Raw genomic sequence first — 26,049 nt, forward strand, 5'->3', positions numbered from 1 at the left:
TGGTTTTACCATTTGTTATAGTGTATATTGTCGGCTTTGTATTTGTCTTTCGGAGTCTGCTCGCCGTTGGGGTAGCCGAGCATTACGAGGCTGAGAGGTATGATCTCGTCAGGCATTCCGAAGAGTTTTTTGACGAGGGTGACACGTTCGCTGATAGGGTAGCAGCCACACCAGACTGCGCCGAGGCCTACGGCATTGGCGGCAAGAAGGATGTTTTCGGTAGCGGCCGAGCAGTCCTGCACCCAATAGTCTCTGCCTTCGCCTTCAAGAGGATTGGAGAGGTCACCGCATATGATGATCGCTGCCTGGGCCTTGGCTGCGGGTTTCCAGTTGCCCTGGGCGAGAGAGTCGAGTGAGGCACGTTCGGTAACGACAAGGAATTTCCAGGGCTGGCGGTTGCGGGCTGTAGGAGCGGCCATGCCGGCGCGGAGAAGAGTGTCGATCGTAGCTTCTGAAATCGGAGCCTCAGTGTAGTCGCGGACACTTGTGCGGGTCATTATGTTTTCAATGGCAGCATCTTTTGATGATACGGTGCATGAGGCTGATTCGCAATTGGTGGAGTTGCTGCAGGCTGAGAGAACAAGCGCTGCCAGGGCTGTGAAAACAGAGAGTTTTTTCATTTACGGAAGAACGTGAGAGATAAACAGGTTAAAAGTTGTTGTCGTTGTTTATGTCGATCCTGACTATCACAGGGCGTGTGCCGTCAGGACAAGAGATGACCATTGTCTCCTCTTTCAAAGATGGCTCGCATGAGGTCTGACTTATGGTGGTGCAGATTGCGGCCCACAGTCGCGGGCAGAAGTCGGCGGGACAATGGTCGCCGGGACGGAAGCGAAATTCATCGCCGCTGCTGAACGAGCGGCATGGACCCGCGTCAGGATCGTCAAGAAAGATGGCCTGCAGATCCTGATGGCATTCCCGCCGGAGCACCGAGATCAGGCATCCGGGCGAGGGCATGGAAGCAAGAGACGATCCGGAAACGGACTGAGAAAGTCGCGGGCTTGCAGACGCGACAGCCGGTACAGCTCCAAAACCGAGCGCACCGGCGGCAAGTGATGCTATTTTACAGAAATGACGGCGATCCATTCTATCTGCAAAGTTAAATCATTTCCGCGAGAGTAGGGAGCAAACAATTGTGAAAATAATGAAGATTCCAAATCGAAGTGCAAAACTTTGAGCTAGGAATTATTCATTCTCCTCACTCCTTCTGGCGAGGGGATGCCCAAGCGGCGGGGGCGGCCTAAACCGCCCCCAAGAGCGGACAGCAGCAGAACATACTGGCAATACAAAATAAAAAAGGAGACCGAAGTCTCCCTGAGATTAACTAATTTTGTATTGCTAATGTACAGACAATTAACCTCGCAGCAAAGGTCGCAAATTTTCGCCTTACTGCAAAGAAAAACTCCAAGAAAAGAAATCGCCCTCATTGTAGGGTGCAGTCAATCAACACTTTGTCGTGAACTGAAGCGCAATTCCACAACCAAAGGCCACTATCTGTGGGAAAAGGCTCATGCCAAAGCCCTTGAACGCAGAAAGCGCACCACATCCAACAAGAAGCTCGACAGCGTGTTGGTGTGGCGTATAAAACAGATGATTATTGACCACCAATGGTCACCAGAACAAATTCGTGGCGTGTTGGCCAAGGAAGGCGTTTCCGTATCCATACAGACCATTTACAACATTATAAACGCTGATGAAAGCGGAGAACTGCGCCGTCACCGCAGACATCCCGACTTCCGACGACGACCAAAAGGCGAACGCAAACCCACTAAAGCCACCAACATACCAAACCGCACAAGCATACACGACAGACCGGCCGAGGCCGACGGCAAACGCTTTGGCGATTTTGAGATGGATCTTATTGTTGATGCCTACGGGCACGCGATTCTAGTGCTGCTTGAACGCATGACTGGCTTTGTGATGATGGAGAAACTACCTTACGGAAAAAGAGCCAAGCCATTGTCAAAGACTGTCGTGAGAATGCTGTACGCATACCGTAAATATCTTAAAACCATCACTACTGACAACGGCAGCGAGTTCGCGGCACACCTCGACATAACCGCCGGATTACGCATCAAAGGTCTTGATGATGTGACTGTTTACTTTGCCGACAGCTACTGCTCATGGCAGAAAGGAGCGGTCGAAAACATCAACAAACTCATCCGTCAATACATCCCCAAAAAGTCAAATTTCAATGATTTCACTGACCTATACATCAAAAACGTGGCAAAGAAACTGAACTTAAGGCCTCGGAAAAAACTTGGTTTTTCAAACCCGAAAACCGAGTTCTTCAAACAAATCGCTAATTTTGCACTTGCCAGTTGAACCTGCACAATTGTGAAAATAAAAGAAAAGGCACAATAAAAGGGGTGGAATATTTTATTGATTCGGAAAAAACACTTATTTTTGCATCCGTAAAAACGCGATATGCAATGCGGCAGTAGCTCAGTTGGTAGAGCATCAGCTTCCCAAGCTGAGGGTCGCGAGTTCGAGCCTCGTTTGCCGCTCCGATGAAAACAGGCAGTCGGCTTATAGCCAGACTGTCTGTTTTCTCTATTATTTTAGTATGACTAATGAATGAATGTCCGGAAGTTTCACCAGAGTCAGTGAAAAGATCATTTATCCGAGACTGAAAGACCGTGCATGAAAAATAAACTTCTCATAATCCAGTATTCTCTTGCCGGCGGAGGTGCCGAAAAGGTGCTGTGTGACATTCTGAACCGCATAGATTATGACCGGTTTGACGTTACACTGCTGCTGTTTCAGAAATATGGAGTTTATCTTTCTGCAATACCGGAGAGCGTAAGGATAAAGGTGTTTGATCCGGCGCAGATGGCTTTCGGATGGAAACTGCTGTTCAACCGATGGACGGCAAAGCTGGTTCCTTCAGGACTATGGACACGGCTTAAACTGTATAAAGCCTTGGGACTATGCGGGAAATATGACTGTATAGTATCGTTTATGGAGGGCTGGAGTGTGGCTGTCCATTCGAAACTGCGTTCAAGGGCGCGCCGGAATGTCACATGGGTGCATATAGATATGCTTGCCAATCATTATTCCTCTGGATTTTTTAAGAATGAAGCTGCTGAAACGGAGGCCTATGACCGGATGGATGAAATTGTTTTCGTCTCGGAGCAGGCCCGTGAGGCTTTCTTTAAACTTTTTGCCAGGGAATATCCGGCAAGAGTTATATACAACCTGATTGAGAAGGACGATATAATAAGGAAAAGTTCTGAATCATGTCCGGTTGAAAAAAGGCGTAAGTATGTTCTGTGCAATGTGGGACGGCTTGCTCCGCAGAAGCGTCAGGACAGGCTGATTAGGGTTGTTGCCCGGCTGTGGCATGATTACGGACTTGATGTTGAGGCCTGGATTGTAGGAGAAGGAGAACTTGAGGCTGATCTGCGCAGACTGGCAAAGGACCTGAAAGTCGATGATCGGGTTGTCTTCTGCGGTTTTCAGACCAATCCATATCCTCTTATAAAGAATGCCGATATCTTTGTGCTCACATCGGATGCCGAGGGGCTTCCGGTAGTAGTATCCGAGGCTCTCTGTCTTGGAAAACCTATTGTGGCCACGCGGATAACCGGACCGACAGAACTGCTTGCAGAAGATGCCGGTTTGCTGACCTCAATGGATGAAAAGGAGATTGCTCTCAAGATAAAGGCTCTGTTGGATGACTGCGCTCTTCGCAGTCATTATGAGGCAATGGCCCGTCGGCGTTCAGAAATTTTCTGCCCTGACAAGTCGATAGAGCAGATCTATGCTGTCATAAGTGGTGAAAATTCATAGCCGGAAGTTGCAAAATGGCAGTAAAGAGTTTAGGAAATGAACGGTCGGCCCGCAGGCAGATGGCGGTAAATATGCTGTCAGGGGTCTGTGTGTTTACACTCAATCTCTGTGTGTCATTTTTTTTGACACCGTTTATAGTTGAAAAACTTGGTACAGATGCCTATGGCTACATCGGACTTTCGAATAATATAATAGGTTACAGCAGTCTGCTTACAATAGCTGTCAATTCGATGGCCGGACGTTTCATCACGGTTAAGGTTCATGAAGGAGAGTCGGAGGATGCCAATAAGTACATGTCGTCGATTTTCTATATCAATCTGCTGCTTTCGGCGATAATACTTCTGGCTTTGGCTGTGGTGACTGCGTTTTTGCCGGAGCTGATCAATATTCCGGAAGCGCTTGTCGGTGACGTTCAGGCTCTTTTTGCGATGCTTGGAGTCTCGTCTGTGCTTGGACTGATGACCGGGGTTATCTCTGTCGGCGCATTTATCAGAAACCGACTTGATATCACTAATATCAGAAATGTTGTAGGCAGTTTCATCAGGGTTATACTGATGCTTTTGTTATTCGGGCTTTTCGTGCCTCACCTTTGGTATATCGGTCTGACAGTGATAGTGATGGATGTCTATATCATAGGCTCGAATTATTATTTTTACCGTTTGCTGACACCGGAGCTGCATGTCAAGTGGAAATATTTTGATTTCAAGTATGTAAAGGAGGTCACTGCGGCAGGTGCATGGAATCTTATTTCCCGTTTGAGCGAGATGCTGTCAAGAGGATTTGATCTTCTTTTGGCAAATCTGTTCATCAATGCGAATGCGATGGGCATATTGTCGATCACCCAGATTATCCCTATGATGATTCTTGGCTTTTTCAGTATGCTGTCAGGCAATTTCGCTCCGGAGTTCACACGTCTTTATGCTGTTAAAGATTTTAACGGACTGAAAGCAGAACTTCTCCGGGCGGTGAGAGTGACCGGTTTTTTCAGTTGCATACCGTTAAGCCTGCTTTTTGCCTACGGAGATATGTTTTTTAAACTGTGGTTACCGACTGAGGATGCGGTATTATTATACAGATTGTCATGTTTAGGCTCTTTGGGTATGATATTCGCGATACCTCAGGAGCCGTTATGGGCGATATTTACCATTACAAATAAAGTCAAAAAATCTTCAATCAATCTGTTTCTTAATTCGATAGCTATTTTTGCCACAGTGTTGCTGCTTATGTTGCTTTGCACTGACGATATTACTAAATTGCTTGTTTTGGCTTCAGTCAGAACTTTTTATGGCAGTATTAGGGTTACAACGTTTTTGCCGATATACGGCGCTGTCTGCCTGGGGCTAAGCAAATGGTGCTTTTTCCCTGTGATTATAAAAAACGCTATTAACATAGGCGTAGTGACAGCAGCTTCAATCTTGTTCAAAATATTTTTCCTTGATGTTTCATGGATCGGCATTTTGGCAGGATGTGTTTTTACAACTGCTATCGGGATTGGTGTGTCAACGGTTGTATTATTGACGCACAGCGATAGGAAATATTTAGTTACTCGAATAAAAGATAGAATCGGATGAGTTCTGTGTGGTTAAAAATAGGCATAAGGCTTAAAATGTATGCTGCGAGGTATATGAAATGGCGCTCAACCCCATCTCTTAGCCTATGGCGGACGTTGGTTGTGAATTTTTATTTTTTACCTTTCCGGCAGGCAAAAAAGTTGCCGATATATGTTTATGGAGGTTTGAAAATTACAAAATTTATCGGATGTATGGAGATTGTATGTCAGGCAGCAGAAATGAGTCGAGGGATGATCAGGATAAATGCGCCTTCGGAAGCTCCCGGACTTGGGGAGGGGAATACGGAAATAGTTTTGGGGCATGGTAAAATTATTTTTGAGGGACAAGCATTTATTGGACGTGGCTCAAAACTCCTGTTGTGGGGTGGAGGAGTGCTGCGGATTGGCAATAATGCGTTTATAAGTAATGGTGTGATGATCTCATGTTCTGAGTCTATATGTTTAGGCCATAATTTAAGAATGGGACATCAATGCCAGATAATGGATACGAACTTCCATTATACCTATAATACGGATAAACGAAAGGTCAGAAGAAATAATTCGTCAATTGTATTAGGGCATCATTGTTGGATTGGCTCACGGTCATCAATAATGAAAGGTGTCGAGTTGCCGGCATATACTACTGTCGCATCAAATTCATTGGTGAATAGCAATATCACAAGTCAAGAACGGACTCTTATCGGAGGTTTGCCTGCTAAATTGCTCAAAGATAGTTTTTCACGAGTGTTCAATTTCGAACAGGAATGTAAGATCGCAGAGTTCTTTTCAAAGAATCCATCTGCAAAAGAGTATATTCTGACAGAATCTCTTGACCAATATGACTGATCAGATGAAAATATCTATAATTGTTCCGGTTTACAATGTGGAGAGATACATAGAGGAGTGTCTGAAGTCTGTGATGGAACAGAATTTCGGAGGGGCCTTGGATTGCATTGTCGTGGACGATTGCGGAAGTGACAGCTCGATGGCTGTGGTGGAGCGTCTGACAGGTGCATATACCGGGCCGATAGAATTCCGTATTATAAGCCATGATAGAAACCGCGGGCTTTCTGCCGCGCGAAACAGTGGCATACGTGCTGCCTCAGGCGATTATGTCTCGTTTCTTGACAGTGATGACCGTCTGCTCCCCGGTGCGATTGCCGCAATGGCAGTTGTGGCAGAAAAATTTTCAGGTGTTGATATTGTCCAGGGTGACATGTGGCTTAAGAATCCGACCCGTTTCATGGATTTTCTGTGTGTGTCGCCAGTGCTGTTTCCTGAATATAGCGATGACCGGGCGTGGTGCTCGCGGAGTCTGCTGACTGAAATTCCGATGACTGCATGTGGCAAACTGATACGCCGGGAATTCATAACAGGTAATGATCTTTATTTCTGTGAAGGGCTTCTGCATGAGGACGACATGTGGCGCGTCTGTGCGGCGCGTCAGGTCAGGTCTGTGGCATTCTGTTTCACCCCGGTCTATTTCTACCGTAATGACAACGCAGATTCAATCATCCATCGGAAAGACAAGACGCTGAGTTTTGTCAGTCGACTGAAAATCATAGGTAATATGGTGGACGGATTCGGGCAGTCGGACTATAGGGGCGAATGCCGGTATCTTTTTGATGCCTTGCAGTTTGCAGGCAAGGCCCAGGCGTGGGAGTGTATAGGCGACAAGGCTCTTGCGGGAGCGGAACTGAGGCGGCTTGACCGGATGGCCCGCAAATCAAGGCTTCCGGGCTTGTTCAGATTCATGATCCGCTATATGACGCTTCCGGTGCGGATCGGTGACAGCATGTTTGTGCGCCCGTTCTATCTCAGTTTCATCAACCGTTCGTTCAACAAGCTGATGGCGGAGGGGTAGTAGAGCCGGAGACTGGCTGAAACAATGGGTCAGAGATCTTTGCGGGCATTGTGGTCATCGAGAAAGGCTGCGATGTCAGGGTTGGCGTTGAGAAAACGGCGTGAGAATTTGCGGATTACTTCTGAGTAGCTGTGGATGATCAGTGATTTCACCATTTCCTCGCTTAGCGAGCCGGAGAGATCGAGCTGGTTCCAGTATTTTTTGTTCCAGTGCCAGGCAGGCTGGATTTCAGGATAGCGCTCGCGCAGTTCAATTGCATAGACCGGATCACATTTGAGGGTGAAATAGTTGTCGCGGGCAAAACCATAGCAGGCGAAGATCCTGTCGCAGACACGAAACAGCAGATAGTCTTCACCGAAAGCCATGTCTTCGCTTGTGTGGGGCAGTGAAAGGCAGAAAAGTCGGATTGATTCGATGTCGGTCATGGCTGTAATGTCAATGAATGTATAATGGAGCACAAATTTACGAAAATTGCTTATCTTTGCACGTTCTAATATTGCAAATACACAATCAGAATATACATATGACAGAAAAAAGAGCGCAGTTCGCAACGCGTCTCGGTGTGATCGCAACCACCGTCGGTTCGGCTGTGGGACTTGGTAATATATGGCGTTTCCCTTATGAAGCCGGAGTTCATGGCGGAGGAGCATTCCTTCTCATCGATCTGTTTTTTGTTTTTGTGGTCGGGATTCCGGTGGTCTGTGCCGAGTTTATCATCGGACGCCACACGGGGCTGAATGTGCGCGGTGCATTCAAGGCGCTTGCTCCGAAAAGGGCCTGGGGAGTGGTCGGCTACATGGGGCTGCTCTCTTCGTTTCTGATTCTGAGTTTCTATTCGGTTGTGGCCGGATGGACTATGAAATACATAGCTCTGTCACTGTCTGATTTTGACGGGATAAACACTGTCGAGGGGCTGCACGGGCAGTTTGACCGGTTTGCCTCGTCTGACTGGAGTCCGCTTGTGTGCACTCTGCTTTTTCTGCTGGCCAATTATCTGATTCTTGCCCGCGGAGTGCAGAAAGGAATCGAGCGGATGTCAAACATCATGATGCCGTTGCTGTTTGTGATCCTTGCCGTGTTCTGTGTCAACTCGCTGATGATGCCCGGAGCGGCTGACGGTCTGAAATTTCTTTTCAGCCCTGACTTCTCGCAGGTTACCCCCTCAGTTATGATCGAGGCTATGGGGCAGGCATTCTTTTCGCTGAGTCTCGGCCTCGGTTGTCTGATCACATATTCAAGCTATTTCAGAAAGGAGACACCTCTGCTGCGTACTGCGGGTACAATGGCTGCTCTTGACACTCTGGTGGCCATTCTGGCCGGTGTGATAATCTTCCCGGCGGTCTTCACTTTCGGTCTTCAGCCTGAGGCCGGTCCGCGTCTGGTGTTCGAGATCCTGCCGTCTGTGTTCTGCCGGATGCCCGGCACCATGCTCTGGTCCACGCTCTTCTTTGTGCTGCTGTTTGTGGCATCCCTGTCATCGACAATATCAATGAGCGAAATCTGCATATCCTATCTGACAGATGAGCTGGGCATGTCGCGCCGCAAGGCCACCTTTATTAATATAGCGGTCGCAATGGTGCTTGGTTCGCTCTGCGCGCTGTCATTCGGATCGCTTTCCGGGTGGAAGATATTCGGCATGACACTGTTCAATCTTTTTGACTATGTATCGTCCAACATACTCCTGCCGCTCGGCGGTCTGCTGATCTCTCTGTTTGTCGGGTGGGTGCTCGACCGCGCGGTGGTGCGCCGTGAACTCAGCCCTGACGGCACGCGCCGCGGACTGCTCGGAGCGCGGATTGTGGTTTTCTGCCTGCGCTACATCGCGCCCGTCTGCATAGCCACGGTGTTTGTTTTCGGACTTGGAATAGTCAGCCTCTGAGACTTCCTGTTTTCGAGCTTTAGGATTCCCGCAGGATTCTTGGAGTGCCATAGCGTTCTTTTTGCCATACATATGCCTGCGGATTGAAAAATTATTCTTAAGTTTGTGGAAACAAAACTCAGGGATTCAGGTTTAACCCTATGGGCACACACAAATGCCTCCCCTCTAATCATCAGTTACCAATGAAAAAAAAAACTCTCAACATCATCAAGAACGATCCCTGGCTTGAGCCCTATAGCGCCGCGATCATAGGCCGTCATGAAGACGCTCTGCGCAAGGAGCAGGAACTATGTGGTCCTGACGGCAAACTCGACTCATTTGCCAACGCCCACAATTATTTCGGACTACATCGTCAGGCTGACGGCAGCTGGGTGTTCCGCGAATGGGCTCCGAATGCAACCGGGATCACTCTTGTCGGTGACTTTTCCAAGTGGAAACAACTGAAGAAATATGCCCTGAAGCCGAAAGCCAACGGCGTGTGGGAACTCAAACTGAAACCCGATGCAATGAGTCACGGCGATTACTACAAGATGATCGTCAGCTGGGACGGCGGAAGCGGCGAACGCATTCCCGCATATGCCACAAGGGTAGTGCAGGACGAGACAACCCATCTGTTCTCAGCGCAGGTTTGGGCTCCTGAGGCCTATAAGTGGAAGGTGAAGCGCTTCCGCCCCGACACCCGTCCGCTTCTCATCTATGAATGCCATATCGGCATGGCGCAGGAGAAGGAGGGAATAGGCACATATGTGGAATTCCGCGACAAGATACTGCCGCGTATTGCGGCCGACGGTTATAACGCCATCCAGATCATGGCCATCCAGGAGCATCCCTACTATGGGTCTTTCGGCTATCATGTGTCGAGCTTCTATGCACCCTCAAGCCGTTTCGGTACTCCTGAAGAGCTGAAGAGCCTGATAGACCGAGCTCATGAACTCGGCATTGCCGTGATTATGGACATTGTCCACTCTCACGCAGTCAAAAATGAAGTGGAAGGCCTCGGACGCCTTGACGGCAGCTATGACCAGTACTTCTACGGCGATGGCCGACGCGAGCATCCGGCATGGGATTCGCTTTGTTTCGACTATGGCAAAAACGATGTGATCAACTTCCTGCTGTCAAACTGCAAATACTGGCTTCAGGAGTTCCGCTTTGACGGTTTTCGCTTTGACGGGGTTACCTCGATGCTCTATTACAGCCACGGTCTCGGCCAGGCATTCGGAAGCTATGACGACTATTATGACGGCGGCGAGGACACCAATGCCATCACATATCTGACTCTTGCCAACAAGCTGATTCATGAAATAAATCCCCATGCCATAACGATTGCCGAGGAAATGAGCGGTATGCCCGGTCTGGCTGTGCCTGTCAAGGACGGCGGCATAGGGTTTGACTACCGTATGGCTATGGGTATTCCCGATTACTGGATCAAGACTCTCAAGGAGAAGAAGGACGAGGACTGGCATCCGACTTCGATATTCTGGGAACTGACCAACCGCCGTGCCGATGAAAAGACAATCTCTTATGTAGAGAGCCACGACCAGGCTCTTGTCGGAGACAAAACCGTGATTTTCCGCCTGATCGACAAGGAGATGTACTGGCACATGATGAAGGATGACGACAATATGGCAGTGGCCCGCGGCATGGCTCTCCACAAGATGATCCGCCTTGTGACCGCCTCGACCATCAACGGCGGTTACCTTAACTTCATGGGCAATGAGTTCGGCCATCCTGAATGGATAGACTTCCCGCGCGAAGGCAACGGCTGGAGCTACAAGTATGCCCGCCGCCAGTGGGATCTCGTAGACCGCAAGGAACTGAAATATGATCAGCTTAACAATTTCGACAACGCTATGATCCATCTGATCTCCGGAGTCTATAATTTCCAGTCGCTCCCGGTGGTCAAACTCTGGGAGAAGGACGATGACCAGGTGCTTGCCTATATGCGCGGTGATCTTGTGTTTGTCTTCAACTTCAATCCGGTCAAGGCATTCACCGGCTACGGTGTTCTTGCGCCTGCCGGAGAGTATGAGGTGGTGCTGTCGACCGATAGCGCCGATTTCGGTGGCTACGGCAATATTGACGAGAGTGTCCGTCATCTGACTCAGACCGATCCGCTGTTTGCTCCGTCAGGACGTGAATGGCTGCGCCTCTATATGCCTCCTCGCTCGGCTCAGGTGCTCCGCCTTCTCCGTCCGGAACCGAAGAAACCGAAAAGGACACCGAAGAAGTAACTGCTTTCCGGACTGCACCGGCAGTTTCGGGGATAAGATAAGCCGGGCGGCGCTGATCCAGTTGATATCATATGGATCAGCGCCGCCTTGATGTATTGGAGCGTGAATTGTTCAGACGGGGGCTTACTTCACTTTTACGTTTTTGTTCTTGCCGGTGTAGAGAATTTTTTCCTCTGCCGGGGAGGTGAACTTACAGTCGGTCAGAGTGGCGTTGCTGCAGCTGTTGATGGTCATGGCAGCGCCAGAAGCCGAGGTGATGTCTACGTTGTCAAACACAATTCCTGTCGATTCAGACAGCAGACCGCTTTTCTGCGCGGTGAATATCGAGTTGCTGACCTTGATGTTTTCGATAGGCATTTCCGGAAGACCGTTGAACTTGACGGAAATTCCGGAGTTGAACGAGCTGACGCGGGTGATGGTGATGTCGCGGAACTGTGGTGTAGTCTCGTCGACCGGCGGGATGGTTTTTGGAGCGTTTTTCACCCAGTAGTAGAGGTCGAAAAGCAGAGCTTCGCCAACGATGTCGAGCATGTTGATGTTGTCAATGAAGATGTTTTTGACCACACCGCCGCGTCCGCGTGTGCTCTTGAATCGCAGACCGACATCGGTGCCTATAAACTGGCAGTCAGACACGGCCACATTGTTGACTCCGCCTGACATCTCGCTGCCGACCACGAATCCGCCGTGGCCCTGGAATACCCGGCAGTCCTTGACAATGACATTTTCAGTCGGTATGCCGCGGCGGCGTCCGTCTTCGTCCTTGCCGGACTTGATGCAGATGGCATCGTCACCCACATCGAGAGTCGAACGGTAGATGATCACGTTTTTGCATGATTCCACGTCAAGCCCGTCGCCGTTCTGGGCATATTCGGGATTCTTGATGTAGACACCGTCGATTATAAGGTTCTCGCACATCAGCGGGTGGAGGTTCCAGGCAGGAGAATTCTGAAACAATACTCCCTGGAGATAAACGTTCTTGCAGTTGACGAGCTTTACCATCACCGGACGGATGAAACGCTTTATGGCCTCGGCCTCCTCTTTGGTCATGGCTTTGAGTTTGGCTATGCCGTCTTCGCTTTCGCGTATTTTCTCGCCGTCGATATAGTCCTGCGAGGGATACCAAACGTTGTCGTTCACAAGGATTCCGCTAGACTTGATCTTGCGTCGCCACTGCGGAGGTGTCATCTGGTCACGTTTCACCTGACGCCATGCCGCGCCATTGCCGTCGATCACGCCGTCGCCTGTGATGGCGACGTTTTCGAGATCTTCGCCATAGATCGGAGATATTGCCCGATAGGCTTCATAGCCCTCGTAGACGGTATAAATTGCCGGATACAAGTCCGGGTCCGGGGAAAAGAGTATCAGAGCGCCGCCATCGAGGTGCAGGTTGATGTTTGACTTCATGGCTATCGGGCCGGTCATCCATATTCCGGCAGGTACATTCAGAGTACCGCCACCCTTGGCTGCAAGAGCGTCGATAGCATTGGCAAAGGCCTCGGTGTTGAGGGTTTTGCCATCGGCCACTGCGCCGAAATCCGTGAGGCTTACGGTGTTTGCCGGAAACACGGGTTTGTCGATGACGGGCATGTCAAACGGAAGACCGTCATAGAGATGAGCATAACTTGAAGGGGTAGAGGCATTGACGGCAACAGACGCAGCCATATAGAGCCCAAGCAAAACAGAGGTAAGTTTCATGGAAATCAGAGAAGGTGGTTGGTCAAAAGATAGTTGTTCTGAAAAATGATAAAAAGCGCCTCCATCCGGAGACTCTGGCAAAATTACGAAAAAATAGTCGGAAAAGACGCATAAAAGGAGATAAAACACAGATAATGATATATTAAAGAGGCTTATGTATAGTGGCTGTTTTAGAATTTGATTACTTTTGCAGTCTGGAATATGGCAGCTTATATTCAAAATTATACACAAAGGGAGAATAGAAGTATGCGCTTTAGATATTTTAAAAGTCCTGAGAAATAAGCAATTTATTGATTTAAAAGATGTCCTCACCATTATTCATAATAATCGTTATTGCCTCGATTTTACTTGTTGCACGTGTGATTGTGCAAGTGAATTTTAGAAAACGAGATTCGGAACTATCTGAAAAAATCAGTGAGATACTCTCAGATAGAAGCAAAAAATCGGATGATTGTCAGGGCAAAGAATTTCATAGCGATATCAAAGAAAAATGCTCGGTTTCTGATATAAAGGATGTTTTTGAAAATAAGTTTCAAGGCAAGATAGTTTCTGCATCTCAAAAAAGAAATTTTATTGTGGCCTATTCAGATATTTATGATCTGGCGTGTTTATTTGTGAAAAGATCAAATAAATTAAGGATTACTCCGTCTGAAAAAATCGTACAATTTATTTATGATTTTGAATGCATACATTCTCTTGTACAAGAACATAATGAAAAAGTGATAGGGAATCTGCTTAATATATATAAGGACTTTTTTGATACATGTTTGAAATATCCATTAGATAGGCAGCAAAGACGCTCGATTGTTTCGGAGGAGGACAATTGCTTAGTGGTCAGCAGTGCGGGGAGTGGAAAGACATCGTCAATAATTGGGAAAGTTAAATATCTGATAGAAAAAAAGGGAATAGCACCACAAAAGATACTTCTGATAAGTTATACAAATAAGGCGGCATCTGAATTGACGGAGAGGCTGGATATAGCAGGACTCAGAGGCTATACATTTCATAAATTGGCAATTGATCTGATAGGACGGAATACAGGCATAAAACCATCAATCTGTGACAATACGGATGCCTTATTCGTGACAATATACCAAGAGCTTTTGGAAGATGCTGCCTTTAAAAAGAATGTGATTGAATATTTCATAGATTGCCAATCTCAGGAGGCTGACTGGGAACAAAGGAAGAATGAAAAACGAGAACAATTGGCAGAACAAAAGAAGCCACGGATGAAAGCATTATTACCAGATATGGACGGGAAACCGGTCTATGTTAGAAGTGAGCAGGAGCAGAAGATTTGCTTTGTACTTTCCTCTCTTGGGGTTCGGTTTAGATATGAGGAGCCATATGAGTACCTCTTAGCTGATGAATTTCATTCTCAATACACTCCGGATTTTTCCATTTATTATGAGAAAAATGGTAATATCAGACGTATATATCTGGAGCATTATGGAATAGACGAGCATGGGCAAGTGCCAAGATGGTTTGCGGAAGACAAGAATATGACATATGAAGAGGCAAATCAAAAATATAATGACGGGATTACATGGAAGAAAGCGGCCCATGAAAAGTTTGGTACTGAACTTATAACAACATCAAGTGCGGATTTCTATAATTTTGATATAAGAGATAGGCTAAAGAATAGATTGGAAAATGCTGGAGTCCCGATTAGTGAAAAAAGCGATACAGAACTGTATGACGCGGTTATCGCCAAAGGCAGTAAGCAGGAAAAGGCTTTTATCAGATTAGTTGTGACGTTTGTTACATTGATAAAATCGAGTTGCAAGTCAATTGATGAAGTTTTGTGTAAAGCTTACAATGAGCACGATGAGAGAAGTGCATTCATGATAAAGAATATTTTTATGCCGGTCTATAAGCGTTATTGTAATGCTTTAAGTGCAATGAACAAGATCGATTTCACGGATGCGATTCTTCAAGCTACTGAAATTTGCCGTTCTTCAGATATGGTTAGCTATGATTATATTATAGTGGATGAATTTCAGGATATTTCGGTTGACAGATATGAATTTTTGAAAGTGTTACGTGACGGTAATCCACCTGCTAAGCTTTATTGTGTCGGTGATGACTGGCAATCGATATATCGGTTTTCTGGCAGTGATATGACATTGTTTAATCATTTTCAGGATTATTTCGGCGAGACAGAAATAAATAAGATAGAGACTACCTATCGTTTCGGAGAACCGTTAGTGGCTCTGTCTTCGGAATTTATACAGCGCAACGATAATCAAATAAAAAAGGATATTCATTCTTTCAGTGCACAGGCAAGGACGGATTTGTTGTTTTGTCCATATGACCGTGGAAGCTATTGTGATATAATAGCACAGATTATCAACCAGATTCCACCGGATAAGTCAGTATTTCTTTTAGGACGATATTCTTTTGATGACTATTATCTTTCGTTCAGGTATAAGCCTATAAAACGGGGGAATAAATTTTTTTATATTATTGGAAGCCGTGAAGTGGAATTCATGACCGTACATAAATCAAAGGGGCTTGAAGCTGATTATGTGATTTTACTTCAGTGTAATAAAGATACATATGGATTTCCATCGCTTGTCAGTGATAACCCGGTGCTTGGTTATGTTCTGACAGAAAGTGACAGATTCCCGTATGCAGAAGAGCGACGGTTGTTTTATGTAGCGATAACACGGGCTAAGATAAGGACTGCAATTATGTATGACAGGCGCTTCCCCTCAGTTTTTGTAGATGAATTCCTGCACCCGGAGCAGATCTCAGAAGAGAGTTATGTCAAGCATCCCAACGCAAATAAGCGCTGGACACAAAGTGCGGACCGTTTCCTTCTGAAGCTTCATCGAGAGGGAAAAAGTATAAAGTATATTGCTTCAAAAATGGGTAGAAGCCAGACTTCTATAATTATGCGACTCGATAAATTGAGCAAGTCATAAAAACTAAAAAACATCTTTAGCCGTCTGATGCATAGCTGTTGGGAGTTATTTGCAATTGTCGGCTGCAATAACTACTTTTGCATAAGGAAAATCTGTGCCGGATAAATCGGCGCGTCTTCATAAGATACCAAATGGAACATCTGATAATCCGCAATTTCGGTCCTGTGACCGACATAGATATTGTACTTAAGAAGATAAATGTCTTCATAGGTGAACAGGGTGTAGGCAAGAGTACCATTGCCAAACTTCTGTCATGTCTGAGAGATGTGTCGCTCTATGATGTGATTTTGACGAAGCGGGAAAATTGGGAACAGATTATCGAAAGAATTTTTTCAATATATGGAATTCAGGGTTGTTTCAGATCTGATACATATATAGAGTATTTTAACGGAGCTGATATTTCGTTGATCTATGAATCAGGTGCTTTCCGGATGACAAGCAGTGAGCGCAGTGAGGATGAGCTTCGTGATTTTGTAAGCAATGTCATGGACCGGTGTCTGATGGAGACATTTAAAAATCTTGGCATTGAAACATTCGAATTAAGTCAGGAAGAACTGTCAAAGCTGATAGCAAAGCACCGCCGGGTTCTTGCTTCGAATCTGCGCTTGTCGTTCTATTGTCCTGCTGAAAGAGGTATTGTCGGCGCGTTGTCAAACTCGATGGCCAGTCTTTTTATGGCTCAAGTCCCATTACCTGACACGCTGATGGAATATATGAGCTTCTTTGAAAAGGCAAAAAATCATTTTAAATCATATGATCTGCCGTTTCTTCATTCGAAGTATATGCTGGAAGACGGTGAGGATTCGGTGAAATGCGGTGACCGTGTCATCCCGTTGCGCTACGCTTCGTCGGGGATGCTGTCGATAATTCCGCTGCTGATGATCATAGACTATTGTGTTTCCGAAAATTATTTTCAGAGTTTCACGATAGAAGAGCCGGAGTTGAATCTGTTTCCATCTAATCAGCTTGAACTGATCCGCCAGATACTTTCAAAGACTAATTCAGAAAAGTGTAAGGTCGGCACATGGACTCTGACCACCCACAGCCCGTATATACTGTCGATTCTTAATATCTCACTGCTTGCGGGACTTATAGCCGACAAATATCCCGATGCCGCTGATGCTCTGACTGAAAAATTGCCTGCCGACAATTTTGTCAAGCCCGGTGAGATTGCGGTCTATTCGCTGGAGCATACTGCGGAAGGCAAATCTGATTGCAGGGATATCTTAGACCGATCGACAGGGTTGATACAGGCCAATTATCTTGACACGGTGTCAGATCTGCTTTCAGGTGAATTCAACGGTCTTTATAAACTCTATCTGTCTCTTCTGCGTAATTCAAAGTGATGATGGCAGTCCCTCAGGCGATTTCAAATCTGCAACTGCGACGGGCTTTCCGCGGATATGCCGCAGAGTTAATGGACTGTGTGGAGACCCGGTCAGACGCTGTCGTTTATGTTATTGACGATAACGATCGCGGGATTTCATGTTTTGCCGGAGCCGAAGCGGCAGTTTCGGGCTGCTTTATAGGACTGAATCCGGCGAACCATGAGCTGCATCTGCTATCGATTGACAACGGGCTTTTCAAGAGTCCGGAGGGCGGGGTGGCTGACTGTGCGCTTATACATGCAGATCTGTTTGCCTTTGTCGAATTCAAATCGAATGCAGAAGGCAAAACGCAGGACAGCGTGACATATACTTATGAAAAAGCGATTTCGCAACTTGAACACACGCTTGAAATGTTCAATGCGAAGCTGGCAGATATCGGGCTCGATTTCAGGAAGGCGGTTGAAGTGGTGTGTCATATCATAGTTTCTCCGATTTTTCCGCGTCAAAGTGCTATGGAGATGAACTATTGTATGAGATTCGCTATAGACAATGGAGTTGAACTCAGTTTCGACAATCAAAGAATTTTTTCACATACAGATAATCAAAATCATACCGAAAGAACCATGACAAATGAAAATCTTATGACTGCTGCCGAGGCGCAGCAGTGGGTCGAGAGCCGCGAGTGGGCCAACGGATGGTCCGTAAACGCTGACAAGAGCATTGATGCTCTCGAATTCGCCAATCAGTATCACCGCAACAAGGCTCTATGGGACAAGCTTTTCAAGTTTCTTGCCGAGACTGATCCGATGACTCTCGAAGCGGGAAAGAAGATTGTGCTTGAGGAGGGCCGTCTGTGGATCAATGTGCTCGAATATACTCCGAAGTCTGCTGAGGAAACCAAGATCGAGTCTCACCGCAATTTTGTCGACCTGCAGTACACTTATGAGGGCAACGAACTGATGGGTGTGGCCGGAAAAGTGACCCCGATCAATGAGTATGACCCCGTGAAGGACCGCACTAACTATTCTACCGATGAGGAGATTGTCTATTCTCCTGCTCCTGCCGACCGCTTTTTCCTCTATTTCCCGAAAGACATGCACCAGCCGTCGGTGCGTTCGGTTGAAAATCCCGGCATCTCGCGCAAACTCGTGGGCAAGATCGAATATGCCAAATAAGAGGCTGTCTTTTTGCGGTTTCTGAAATTCAGTCATTCTGACTCCAAAAATAATGCAGATCAAGATGACCCGTCAGCGGGTGTTGCTGATTTCTCTATTGTCAGTCATTTGCGGGCTTGTACTGCCCTATGTGGCGCTTGGAGATTATGTCTATTGGACCGATGAAGCTTATCAGGCCCTGTCGGTCAGAAATTATTCTGATGCGCCGATCGGGATGCTTGCGTTTTACATCGGCAATCTGTGGACGCGTCTGGCCGGCGACGGCCTCTATCAGTTGCGGTTGCTGATGGTCATCTGTTATCAGATATCAATAGCGGCGTCTTGTCTTTTCCTGTATAGGAAGACAGGACAGCCGCTTTTATCTTCGCTGCTGTTTCTGATGTTGTGTGTGGCGGCGCGTTTCGTATCGTTGCCTCTCTATGGATGGGATGCGGGTGCCTATCCGTTCATGACGGCATTTGCTATAGGCTTGCTGTGGTATATGGGGCGTCCGGGTTTAAGGCGGATTGCGGCCGTAGGTGCGCTCTCGGCGCTGATGGTGTTGAGCCGGGCGTCTACGCTTGCTGCACTGCCGGCGATTCTGGTGCTGATCATATGGGGCAGCCGAGATGAAAGGAGGCGCTTAGTGACTGTCGTGAAGCAGTCGGCGGTGGGGCTCATTGTCTTTGCGGCTGTTGGATGTGGTGTCATCCTGCTGATGACCGGAGGCGATTTCAGTGTTTATGTCAGAGCGTGGTCACCTGACAATATCATAAACCGCCATTTTGAGACTGGCTATCTGATATGGCGGTTGCAGGAATGCAGCCGAAACGTCTTTGTGGCCTATTATCCTATGGCACTGTGCTTTGCCGGAGCGTGTCTGGTGGGCTTGATGAAGCGCAGCCGGCTTGCCGGTTTCTGGACGGTCTCGGCGGTCTGCGCGTTTCTGTCGTTCAACTTCATGAGGATGTATCTCAAAGATGACATCCATCCTTTCGGGTTGCTACAGAGTTTTTACATACTGGTCTTAGTGTTGCCGTGGCTCTATAATGCCACTCATGACAGCAGGCTGCGGCCGGAAGTGGCGCGTATGACGGTGGTTACAGGCTGTGTCATGCTTGCCACAGTCGGGTCTGACGGTTTTGTAGAGAGGCCTATGGTGCTCACGGGCATTCCGCTGCTGTGTGCGCTGATGGATAAGCGGCTTTACAGTCTGTTGATTTCCTATACTGGGGTCGCCCTGGTGTCAGTGCTGGCCATGACTTTATATATGCAGCGGGAAAATCTTAAGACTTCTACTGCGGATCTTGGCGGATTCGGCCATCTTGCCGGGCTGAGTGCCGATCCGGAGCTTACAGACATATTGACACTGACTGAAATCGCTCCGCGGATCGAGGCGATAGCCGACAAGGGAGGCCAATATGCCGTAGTGGGGACAGAACGCTATATCTATGACTATATCTATAAGGACACAACTTCCTACAACCTGCATCATTTCCACTATCTCGATGGAGAAGATGAGCTGGGAATACTCCTGGAGCTGTGCGTGGCATATGATTACATATTCCTTCTCTCAGGACGAAACAAGAGTTCGGCATCCATGCTCAAGGCTTGCGGTTTCGAGGTGGAGTGTGAAGGATGCGGATTTACGCTGTATCATAGAATGTGACCGACGGAACGACATCACGCGTGAATGTCCTCTGAGAGGCCGTTTTGATTCAGCTTTGGGCCGGCGTGGAGCTGTTTTTGGAACTGTTTGATCCGTTTGCGCCTCCCGAAGTTTTCTTCCGGCTGTGGTTCTGATGGTTCTTGCGGGAGTTGCGTTTGTTGCTGTTGCTAATGCTGTTATTATTACTCTTGTCGTTGTTGCTGTTATTGCCTTTGCGCCCTTTGCCCCCTGAGCGGGATGGTTTGCGGTTGCGGCGGTCTCCACGGCTGCTCTGACGGCGTGAGGGGGTGTATTCCGGTGCTTCGCCAAGTTCGGCTGGCACTGTTTCCTTGCGCACTTCATAGCCAAGGAAATTTTCTATCTGGCCGAATTTCGACTGCTCTTTGGCAGAGACAAGGGTGACGGCTTTTCCGTCGGCATTGGCGCGGGCGGTACGGCCGATACGGTGGACGTAGTCTTCGGCTTCGCGGGGCACGTCGTAGTTGACCACCATTGCGATGTCGTCGATGTCGATGCCTCGCGCTACGATGTCAGTGGCTACAAGCACATCGATTTTGCCGGCTCTGAAGTCAAGCAGCACTTCTTCGCGGACATTCTGATCGAGATCCGAGTGCATCTCTCCGGTTTTTACCTTGCAGCGGCGCAGTTCGCGGGCGAGTTCCTTGACTTTGATTTTCGAGGATGAGAATATGATGACTCGCTGAGAGTGGGCTGTGCGGAAGAGGTGCTTGAGTATGCCTGTCTTCTGGCCTTCATGGCAGACGAATGCCGACTGGTCTATTTTTTCGGTCGGGCGGGAGACAGCTATCTTGACTTCGGCCGGATCGTTGAGTATGGCTTTGGCCAGCTGCTGGATTTTCGGTGGCATTGTTGCGGAAAACATCAGGGTCTGGCGATCTTTTGGCAGATGCTTGACAATCTGCATGATATCATCATAAAACCCCATGTCGAGCATGCGGTCGGCTTCGTCGAGGATGAAATAGGAGACGCGCGAGAGATCTACATAGCCCATCTGCAGGTGGGCGAGGAGGCGTCCGGGAGTCGCTATCACCACATCGGCTCCCATTTTTAGCCCGCGTTGCTGCTGGGCAAATCCGGCTCCGTCGGTTCCGCCGTAGATGGCCACGCTGTTGACAGGGACGTAGTAGGCGAAGCCTTCCATCTGGCGATCGATCTGCTGGGCGAGTTCGCGGGTGGGCGACATCACGATGCAGTTTACATAGTCTTTTGCTTCGGGCATGTCGGCCAGGCGGTCGATGACGGGGAGCAGATAGGCGGCGGTTTTTCCGGTGCCGGTCTGGGCTACGGCTATTAGGTCGCGGCCTTCAAGGATCACGGGGATAGCCTGTTCCTGGATTGGGGTGCACTCGTCGAAACGCATTGCATCGAGTGCGTCAAGTATATCGTAGCTCAGATCAAGCTCGTCAAATTTCATATAAGGGGAGTGATATTATATATTATAATGTGGTAATGATTGCTTCGTGGATACAAAATTACCAAAATTGCTATAAAAAAACAAATCGGTGACCTCGGAGCGAGGTCACCGATCTGCTATTGGTTGAGTCGATTTAAATCGTGACGATAAGGATTAGCGTACAACGATTTTGCTGACCTTAGAACCCTGGCGGCGGATCACGATCTGGCCGGCTACGGGTTCGCTGAGGCGGATGCCCTGGAGGTTGTAGTATTCAACGGGGGCATTTTCGTCAGCAGAGTCGGTAACGATGCTGTCGATGCCTGACTGGTCGTCTGAAACGAAAGGAATGTCTTTTTCAAGTTTGAAGAATTCAGGATACTTTTCTTTTTCGCCCCAAGCAGAAGTTGCGGCATCCCATTTGTAGAAATCGCCACCGATCATGAGGGTGAGGTTGTAAACTTTCTGGTTTGTGCCATTAATTGATTTTGTATCAACAACGAGCTGGCTGTTGAAGCCGGGCCAGAATGTTACATTTTCAAGTTTGCCAAAGTTTGCACCGTCTTTTTTGATGATAACAGAGCCTGTGAAATTCTCAATTGCACATCCGGTGTTGGCATCGCCTTCGCCAAGACCGCTTACAGCAACAGAGTTGAATACGGTGCCGGTCATGTCGGGGTCTTTGTTAGGATCTGCCTGTTCGAACTTGATTACGATGTTTGCTTTGCTGCCAAGGAAGTCAGAGAGTGTGACAGTTTTGTTGACTTTGTCAAATTCGAGGGGAGTTACAATTTCGTCAAATGACTGACCATATGTTGCAGCTCCATTGCCTTTCATTGCGAAGGTTTCGCCTTCAGCGGGATCTTCGCTTGTACCGGGATCTTCAGCTTCTTCGTATCCGAGACCGGCTACATTGCCTGTGCCACCGATTTCGGTCATACAGTATGTCCCGGCACTTAAAGTCCATGAAAATTCCCACATGTTGTTCTTTTCACCATCAGCTCCGCAGTTCTTGCCTGTTTCACCATTAGCATAAGGCATGGTCTCAAAAGAAGAGTTGAATACATTTACCGCAGTTTGCTTGTTGTTGCCGGTGCGCAGATAGCAATAGAGAGTGACCGGTTTTTTTACCTCAACTTTGATTGAGGTGCAATCTGCTTTCTGTACTCCGAAAGGAGATGCTGCATTAGGAGCAGCGTCAGAACGAAGCTGGAACCATCCGGTACCTGCGAGGTTTACATCGCCGAATACGTAAGCTTTACCGGTCTGGCCGCCTTTTGCATCAAATGTTGTTGTAGCGGTGAAGAATTCGTTGTTTGCAATTACTGTGTTTGCCGGCAGAGGATTGCTCTGGTTGGGGTTAGTTTTAATTACTGTGGGAGCAGCATTAGCAACAAAGGTGACTGCAACTGCTGCCAGTGAGAGTAGAGTTTTTTTCATACGCAAAAAAAAGTTTTAATTTGGCCTGGTACAAGGCCGATTGGTTATTAGTAAGGTGAAAAATATTGTCTGTTTTCGAGATTGCAGATCCGAATGTTCAGACTGAATTTGTCCACTGATTTTTTTTCGAAAAATCTTGACAAAGATAGTGATTTTTTTAATTTCGGGTGTCAATATGCATAAAAAAAATCTAAAAAAAAGAAGCAGCCCTTAAAATCAGGACTGCTTCCGTTGGATTTTTATGCTTGTATGAAGCGGATGGCTGATTATTAGCCGTTAACTTTCTTCATGTGAGCGATGAGATCGAGCACCTTGTTAGAGTAGCCGATTTCATTGTCATACCAGCTGACAACCTTAACAAAAGTAGGTGAAAGCATGATACCTGCGTTCTTGTCGAAGATAGAAGTGCGGGGATCGCCGAGGAAGTCGCTTGAAACGACTGCGTCTTCGGTGTAGCCGAGGATGCCTTTGAGTTCGCCTTCAGAAGCTTCCTTCATAGCGGCGCAGATTTCGTCGTAAGTAGCGGGCTTGGCGAGGTTAACGGTGAGGTCAACTACAGATACGTCAAGAGTGGGGACACGCATTGACATACCGGTGAGTTTGCCGTTGAGTTCGGGGATAACTTTACCTACAGCCTTGGCAGCGCCGGTAGAAGAGGGGATGATGTTGCCAGCGGCAGCACGGCCACCACGCCAGTCCTTCATAGAGGGACCGTCGACAGTCTTCTGAGTAGCGGTGGTAGAGTGAACGGTAGTCATGAGGCCTTCAACAACGCCGAACTTGTCATTGAGCACCTTGGTGATAGGAGCGAGACAGTTGGTGGTGCAAGAAGCGTTAGACACGAACTGAGTGCCCTTGACGTAGCTATCCTGGTTAACGCCGCAAACGAACATGGGGGTGTCGTCCTTAGAGGGAGCTGACATAACCACGTATTTTGCGCCGGCTTCGATGTGAGCCTGAGCTTTTTCCTTGGTGAGGAAGAGGCCGGTTGATTCAACAACATATTCAGCACCTACTGCACCCCAGCCGATTTCAGCGGGATTCTTGCAAGCTGTAACGCGGATAGCCTTGCCATTGACAATGAGGAGGCTCTTTTCGAGATCGTAGTCAACAGTGCCGTCGAATTTGCCGTGCATTGTGTCGTACTTGAGCATGTAAGCCATGTAGTCAACGGGGAGAAGGTCGTTGATAGCAACTACTTCGATGTCATCGCGCTTGGTTGAGGCACGGAATACGAACCGGCCGATGCGGCCAAAACCATTAATACCTATTTTTGTCATAATTTTGTATATAAAATTGGGTTGTTATGTTCTTTCTGATCCTATTGAAAATTGTTGAGACGCAATGCAAACCGTTCCAGAGCTGACGGCGGTTTGGGCCGTGCTCCAAAAACGCCACAAAGGTACTATTATTTTTTGAATTTCCGTCAAGTCTCAGCAAAATAAAATTAGCGTTTTTACCTTGTTTTATTTAAAAAAGTAAAATAAGGTGTATGTTTCGTGGTAATACGATGTTTTTTGAGTATTTTTGCGAAAATGGATCACGAGTGGAACAATTGCCGGCCGGTGTTTGTTTCATAGTTTTAGAAAAGTTCACCACAGTTTATAATCAATAACAATTCTAATGTCATTTGTAAAGGAATTCAAGGAATTTGCCATGCGTGGCAATGTCATCGACATGGCAGTCGGTGTGGTAATCGGTGCCGCTTTCGGCAAAATCATCTCCTCGCTGGTCGATGATATCATCATGCCTCTGGTCGGGGTGGCCACCGGTGGCATCAATTTTACCGACTATAAGTTTGTGATCCAGCAGGCAGTCATCGACGGAACCACTCAGGAAGTGCTTAAGCCCGAAGTGACGCTCAACTGGGGCTCGTGGATTCAGACGATAGTCGATTTTTTCATTGTGGCACTGTGTATTTTCATCGCTATCAAGGGCATCAACCAGTTGAAGCGCAAGGAAGAAAAGGCTCCGGCTCCTGATCCTGAACCGACCAAGGAAGAGGTGCTTCTCACCGAGATCCGCGATCTTCTTAAGGAGAAAAACTGATCGCGCCGGATGTCTGCTCCCGGCGAGGGGGCAGATTTTCAGTATGGGTGCAAAAAAAGTCAGAGATGTCTGCGTTGAGGGCGTCTCTGACTTTTTTGTTCAGGATATTTATCTATCCGGCGGGTTTATTTCGATTCTGCGGGGCGGGCTATGCCGTCTTTTGTGCAGCGTTCAGTCATGCGTTTGATGCGCTCTTTGGTTTCGGGGTGTGAGGAGAACATCTTGTTGATATAAGAGGACGATGCGCCTGCTTCAGCTTCCATTTTCTGGAATTTTTCGAAGGCCTGGACCATGCCCCAGGGGTTTTTGCCGTGTGATTTCAGGAATTGATAGCCGTAGTCATCAGCTTCTTTCTCCTGCTTCTGCGAATATTTGGCGTTGATGAGCGATTCGCTGAGCTGGCCGAGCTGAGAGTCGGTGAGGGCAGCAGCCACGCCGCCGGTTGATGCTATGCCGTCTTTGAGAGCGCCGGTCATGAGCTCGGTGCGGAAGGCGTTTTTGGAGTGATGTTTTGCCACGTGGCCGATCTCATGGCCGATGATGCCGAGGAGCTCGTCGTCGCTCATGATGTCCATCAGTGAGGAGAATACTCGCACACTGCCATCGGCGCAAGCGAATGCGTTGACGTCAATCACGCGGTAGACTTTGAAATTCAGGGGAATTCCTTCAACATCGTTGAGTCCGTCAGTGAGTTTCTTGAGACGGATGGTGTAGGGGTCGTCATCAGGGGTGACGGGATTGTTGGCATCCATCCAGTCAACTGATTCCTTGACATAGGCAGCCATCTGGGCATCGGTGAGGGTTGCTGCCTGCACTGCTTTTTTGCCAGCGTTGATAGCTTTGCCGAGGTTGAACTGGGCAGACGCAGGAGCTGCGATGGCCAGACCGAGGGCGATGGCCATTGTTCTGATGAGATTCTTTTTCATAAAATAATGTCTGTAATTTATGATTAGTTTATAAAGTTCGTGCCAAAAATCACATCTGGCTTTGAAGAGAGCCGGATGTGACGCAGGTGCTTTTCAAGTGGCAAAATTATATATTTTTTGGCAAATTTCCGA

Annotated in this window: 20 protein-coding genes and 1 tRNA gene; 13 read left to right on the plus strand and 8 right to left on the minus strand. The window is 47.7% G+C overall.

Going from position 1 to position 26,049, the window contains the following annotated elements; all coding sequences use genetic code 11:
• Positions 1-5 precede the first annotated feature (5 nt).
• Together FDZ78_RS10685 and FDZ78_RS10690 are read right to left on the minus strand one after the other, a co-directional pair.
• Positions 6-620: a nitroreductase family protein gene (locus FDZ78_RS10685; RefSeq protein ID WP_124075789.1), complete on the minus strand. Its 615-nt coding sequence runs from the start codon at positions 618-620 to the stop codon at positions 6-8.
• A gap of 28 nt (positions 621-648) precedes the next feature.
• A complete protein-coding gene (locus FDZ78_RS10690; RefSeq protein WP_124075788.1) occupies positions 649-1,086 on the minus strand; it encodes a TIGR04076 family protein in 438 nt (145 codons plus the stop codon).
• Positions 1,087-1,341: 255 nt separating this feature from the next.
• Between FDZ78_RS10690 and FDZ78_RS10695 the strand changes: the two genes are divergently transcribed.
• The 6 genes from FDZ78_RS10695 (at position 1,342) to FDZ78_RS10720 (ending at position 7,205) form a co-directional block, all read left to right on the plus strand.
• Positions 1,342-2,325 (plus strand): IS30 family transposase, encoded by a 984-nt coding sequence (locus FDZ78_RS10695; protein ID WP_136408456.1) that lies wholly within the window; start codon positions 1,342-1,344, stop codon positions 2,323-2,325.
• Between the two features lie 109 nt (positions 2,326-2,434).
• Positions 2,435-2,507 (plus strand) — tRNA-Gly (locus FDZ78_RS10700).
• Positions 2,508-2,643: 136 nt separating this feature from the next.
• On the plus strand, positions 2,644-3,792 hold the full coding sequence (locus tag FDZ78_RS10705) for a glycosyltransferase (RefSeq protein ID WP_124075787.1): 1,149 nt from the start codon (positions 2,644-2,646) through the stop codon (positions 3,790-3,792).
• Positions 3,793-3,806: 14 nt separating this feature from the next.
• A complete protein-coding gene (locus FDZ78_RS10710) occupies positions 3,807-5,363 on the plus strand; it encodes a lipopolysaccharide biosynthesis protein (protein WP_124075786.1) in 1,557 nt (518 codons plus the stop codon).
• 53 nt (positions 5,364-5,416) lie between these two features.
• On the plus strand, positions 5,417-6,187 hold the full coding sequence (locus FDZ78_RS10715; protein ID WP_124075785.1) for an acyltransferase: 771 nt from the start codon (positions 5,417-5,419) through the stop codon (positions 6,185-6,187).
• Between the two features lie 4 nt (positions 6,188-6,191).
• Positions 6,192-7,205: a glycosyltransferase family 2 protein gene (locus FDZ78_RS10720; protein WP_168182035.1), complete on the plus strand. Its 1,014-nt coding sequence runs from the start codon at positions 6,192-6,194 to the stop codon at positions 7,203-7,205.
• Between the two features lie 29 nt (positions 7,206-7,234).
• Here the strand turns inward: FDZ78_RS10720 and FDZ78_RS10725 are convergent, their stop codons facing one another.
• Positions 7,235-7,663: an MmcQ/YjbR family DNA-binding protein gene (locus tag FDZ78_RS10725; RefSeq protein WP_240597792.1), complete on the minus strand. Its 429-nt coding sequence runs from the start codon at positions 7,661-7,663 to the stop codon at positions 7,235-7,237.
• A 65-nt stretch (positions 7,664-7,728) separates the two neighbouring features.
• Here FDZ78_RS10725 and FDZ78_RS10730 point away from each other — a divergent pair, with 65 nt between their 5' ends.
• Together FDZ78_RS10730 and FDZ78_RS10735 are read left to right on the plus strand one after the other, a co-directional pair.
• Positions 7,729-9,084, plus strand: coding sequence for a sodium-dependent transporter (locus FDZ78_RS10730; RefSeq protein WP_124075783.1), 1,356 nt, complete (start codon positions 7,729-7,731; stop codon positions 9,082-9,084).
• A 182-nt stretch (positions 9,085-9,266) separates the two neighbouring features.
• Positions 9,267-11,315, plus strand: a complete 2,049-nt coding sequence (locus FDZ78_RS10735) for an alpha amylase C-terminal domain-containing protein (RefSeq protein ID WP_107032908.1) — start codon at positions 9,267-9,269, stop codon at positions 11,313-11,315.
• 123 nt (positions 11,316-11,438) lie between these two features.
• Here FDZ78_RS10735 and FDZ78_RS10740 read toward each other — a convergent pair whose 3' ends face one another.
• Positions 11,439-13,010 (minus strand): glycoside hydrolase family 28 protein, encoded by a 1,572-nt coding sequence (locus tag FDZ78_RS10740; protein WP_124075782.1) that lies wholly within the window; start codon positions 13,008-13,010, stop codon positions 11,439-11,441.
• Positions 13,011-13,312: 302 nt separating this feature from the next.
• Between FDZ78_RS10740 and FDZ78_RS10745 the strand changes: the two genes are divergently transcribed.
• The 4 genes from FDZ78_RS10745 to FDZ78_RS10760 all read left to right on the plus strand — a co-directional run bounded on the left by FDZ78_RS10745 (position 13,313) and on the right by FDZ78_RS10760 (position 20,088).
• Positions 13,313-15,937 (plus strand): UvrD-helicase domain-containing protein, encoded by a 2,625-nt coding sequence (locus tag FDZ78_RS10745; protein ID WP_124075781.1) that lies wholly within the window; start codon positions 13,313-13,315, stop codon positions 15,935-15,937.
• Positions 15,938-16,068: 131 nt separating this feature from the next.
• Positions 16,069-17,283 (plus strand): AAA family ATPase, encoded by a 1,215-nt coding sequence (locus tag FDZ78_RS10750; RefSeq protein ID WP_136408534.1) that lies wholly within the window; start codon positions 16,069-16,071, stop codon positions 17,281-17,283.
• The gene (locus FDZ78_RS10755; RefSeq protein ID WP_136408535.1) at positions 17,283-18,440 is read left to right on the plus strand and encodes a YhcH/YjgK/YiaL family protein; all 1,158 of its coding nucleotides are present in this window, start codon (positions 17,283-17,285) and stop codon (positions 18,438-18,440) included. The genes FDZ78_RS10750 and FDZ78_RS10755 overlap by 1 nt, the downstream gene beginning before the upstream one ends.
• Before the next feature lie 52 nt (positions 18,441-18,492).
• On the plus strand, positions 18,493-20,088 hold the full coding sequence (locus tag FDZ78_RS10760; RefSeq protein ID WP_124075780.1) for a glycosyltransferase family 39 protein: 1,596 nt from the start codon (positions 18,493-18,495) through the stop codon (positions 20,086-20,088).
• A 49-nt stretch (positions 20,089-20,137) separates the two neighbouring features.
• Here the strand turns inward: FDZ78_RS10760 and FDZ78_RS10765 are convergent, their stop codons facing one another.
• The 3 genes from FDZ78_RS10765 to gap form a co-directional block, all read right to left on the minus strand.
• A complete protein-coding gene (locus FDZ78_RS10765) occupies positions 20,138-21,523 on the minus strand; it encodes a DEAD/DEAH box helicase (protein WP_124075779.1) in 1,386 nt (461 codons plus the stop codon).
• A gap of 153 nt (positions 21,524-21,676) precedes the next feature.
• On the minus strand, positions 21,677-22,942 hold the full coding sequence (locus FDZ78_RS10770; RefSeq protein ID WP_136408536.1) for a hypothetical protein: 1,266 nt from the start codon (positions 22,940-22,942) through the stop codon (positions 21,677-21,679).
• Between the two features lie 269 nt (positions 22,943-23,211).
• Positions 23,212-24,222 carry a type I glyceraldehyde-3-phosphate dehydrogenase gene (gap, locus tag FDZ78_RS10775; protein WP_107032914.1) on the minus strand — a complete coding sequence of 337 codons (1,011 nt, stop codon included), beginning with the start codon at positions 24,220-24,222 and terminating at the stop codon, positions 23,212-23,214.
• A gap of 343 nt (positions 24,223-24,565) precedes the next feature.
• Here gap and mscL point away from each other — a divergent pair, with 343 nt between their 5' ends.
• Positions 24,566-24,991, plus strand: coding sequence for a large-conductance mechanosensitive channel protein MscL (mscL, locus tag FDZ78_RS10780; RefSeq protein ID WP_107032915.1), 426 nt, complete (start codon positions 24,566-24,568; stop codon positions 24,989-24,991).
• A 125-nt stretch (positions 24,992-25,116) separates the two neighbouring features.
• Here the strand turns inward: mscL and FDZ78_RS10785 are convergent, their stop codons facing one another.
• Positions 25,117-25,917 (minus strand): M48 family metallopeptidase, encoded by an 801-nt coding sequence (locus FDZ78_RS10785; RefSeq protein WP_124075777.1) that lies wholly within the window; start codon positions 25,915-25,917, stop codon positions 25,117-25,119.
• Between the last annotated feature and the right edge of the window lie 132 nt (positions 25,918-26,049).

The organism is Duncaniella sp. B8 (assembly GCF_005304985.1).
Taxonomy (GTDB): Bacteria; Bacteroidota; Bacteroidia; order Bacteroidales; family Muribaculaceae; genus Duncaniella; species Duncaniella muris.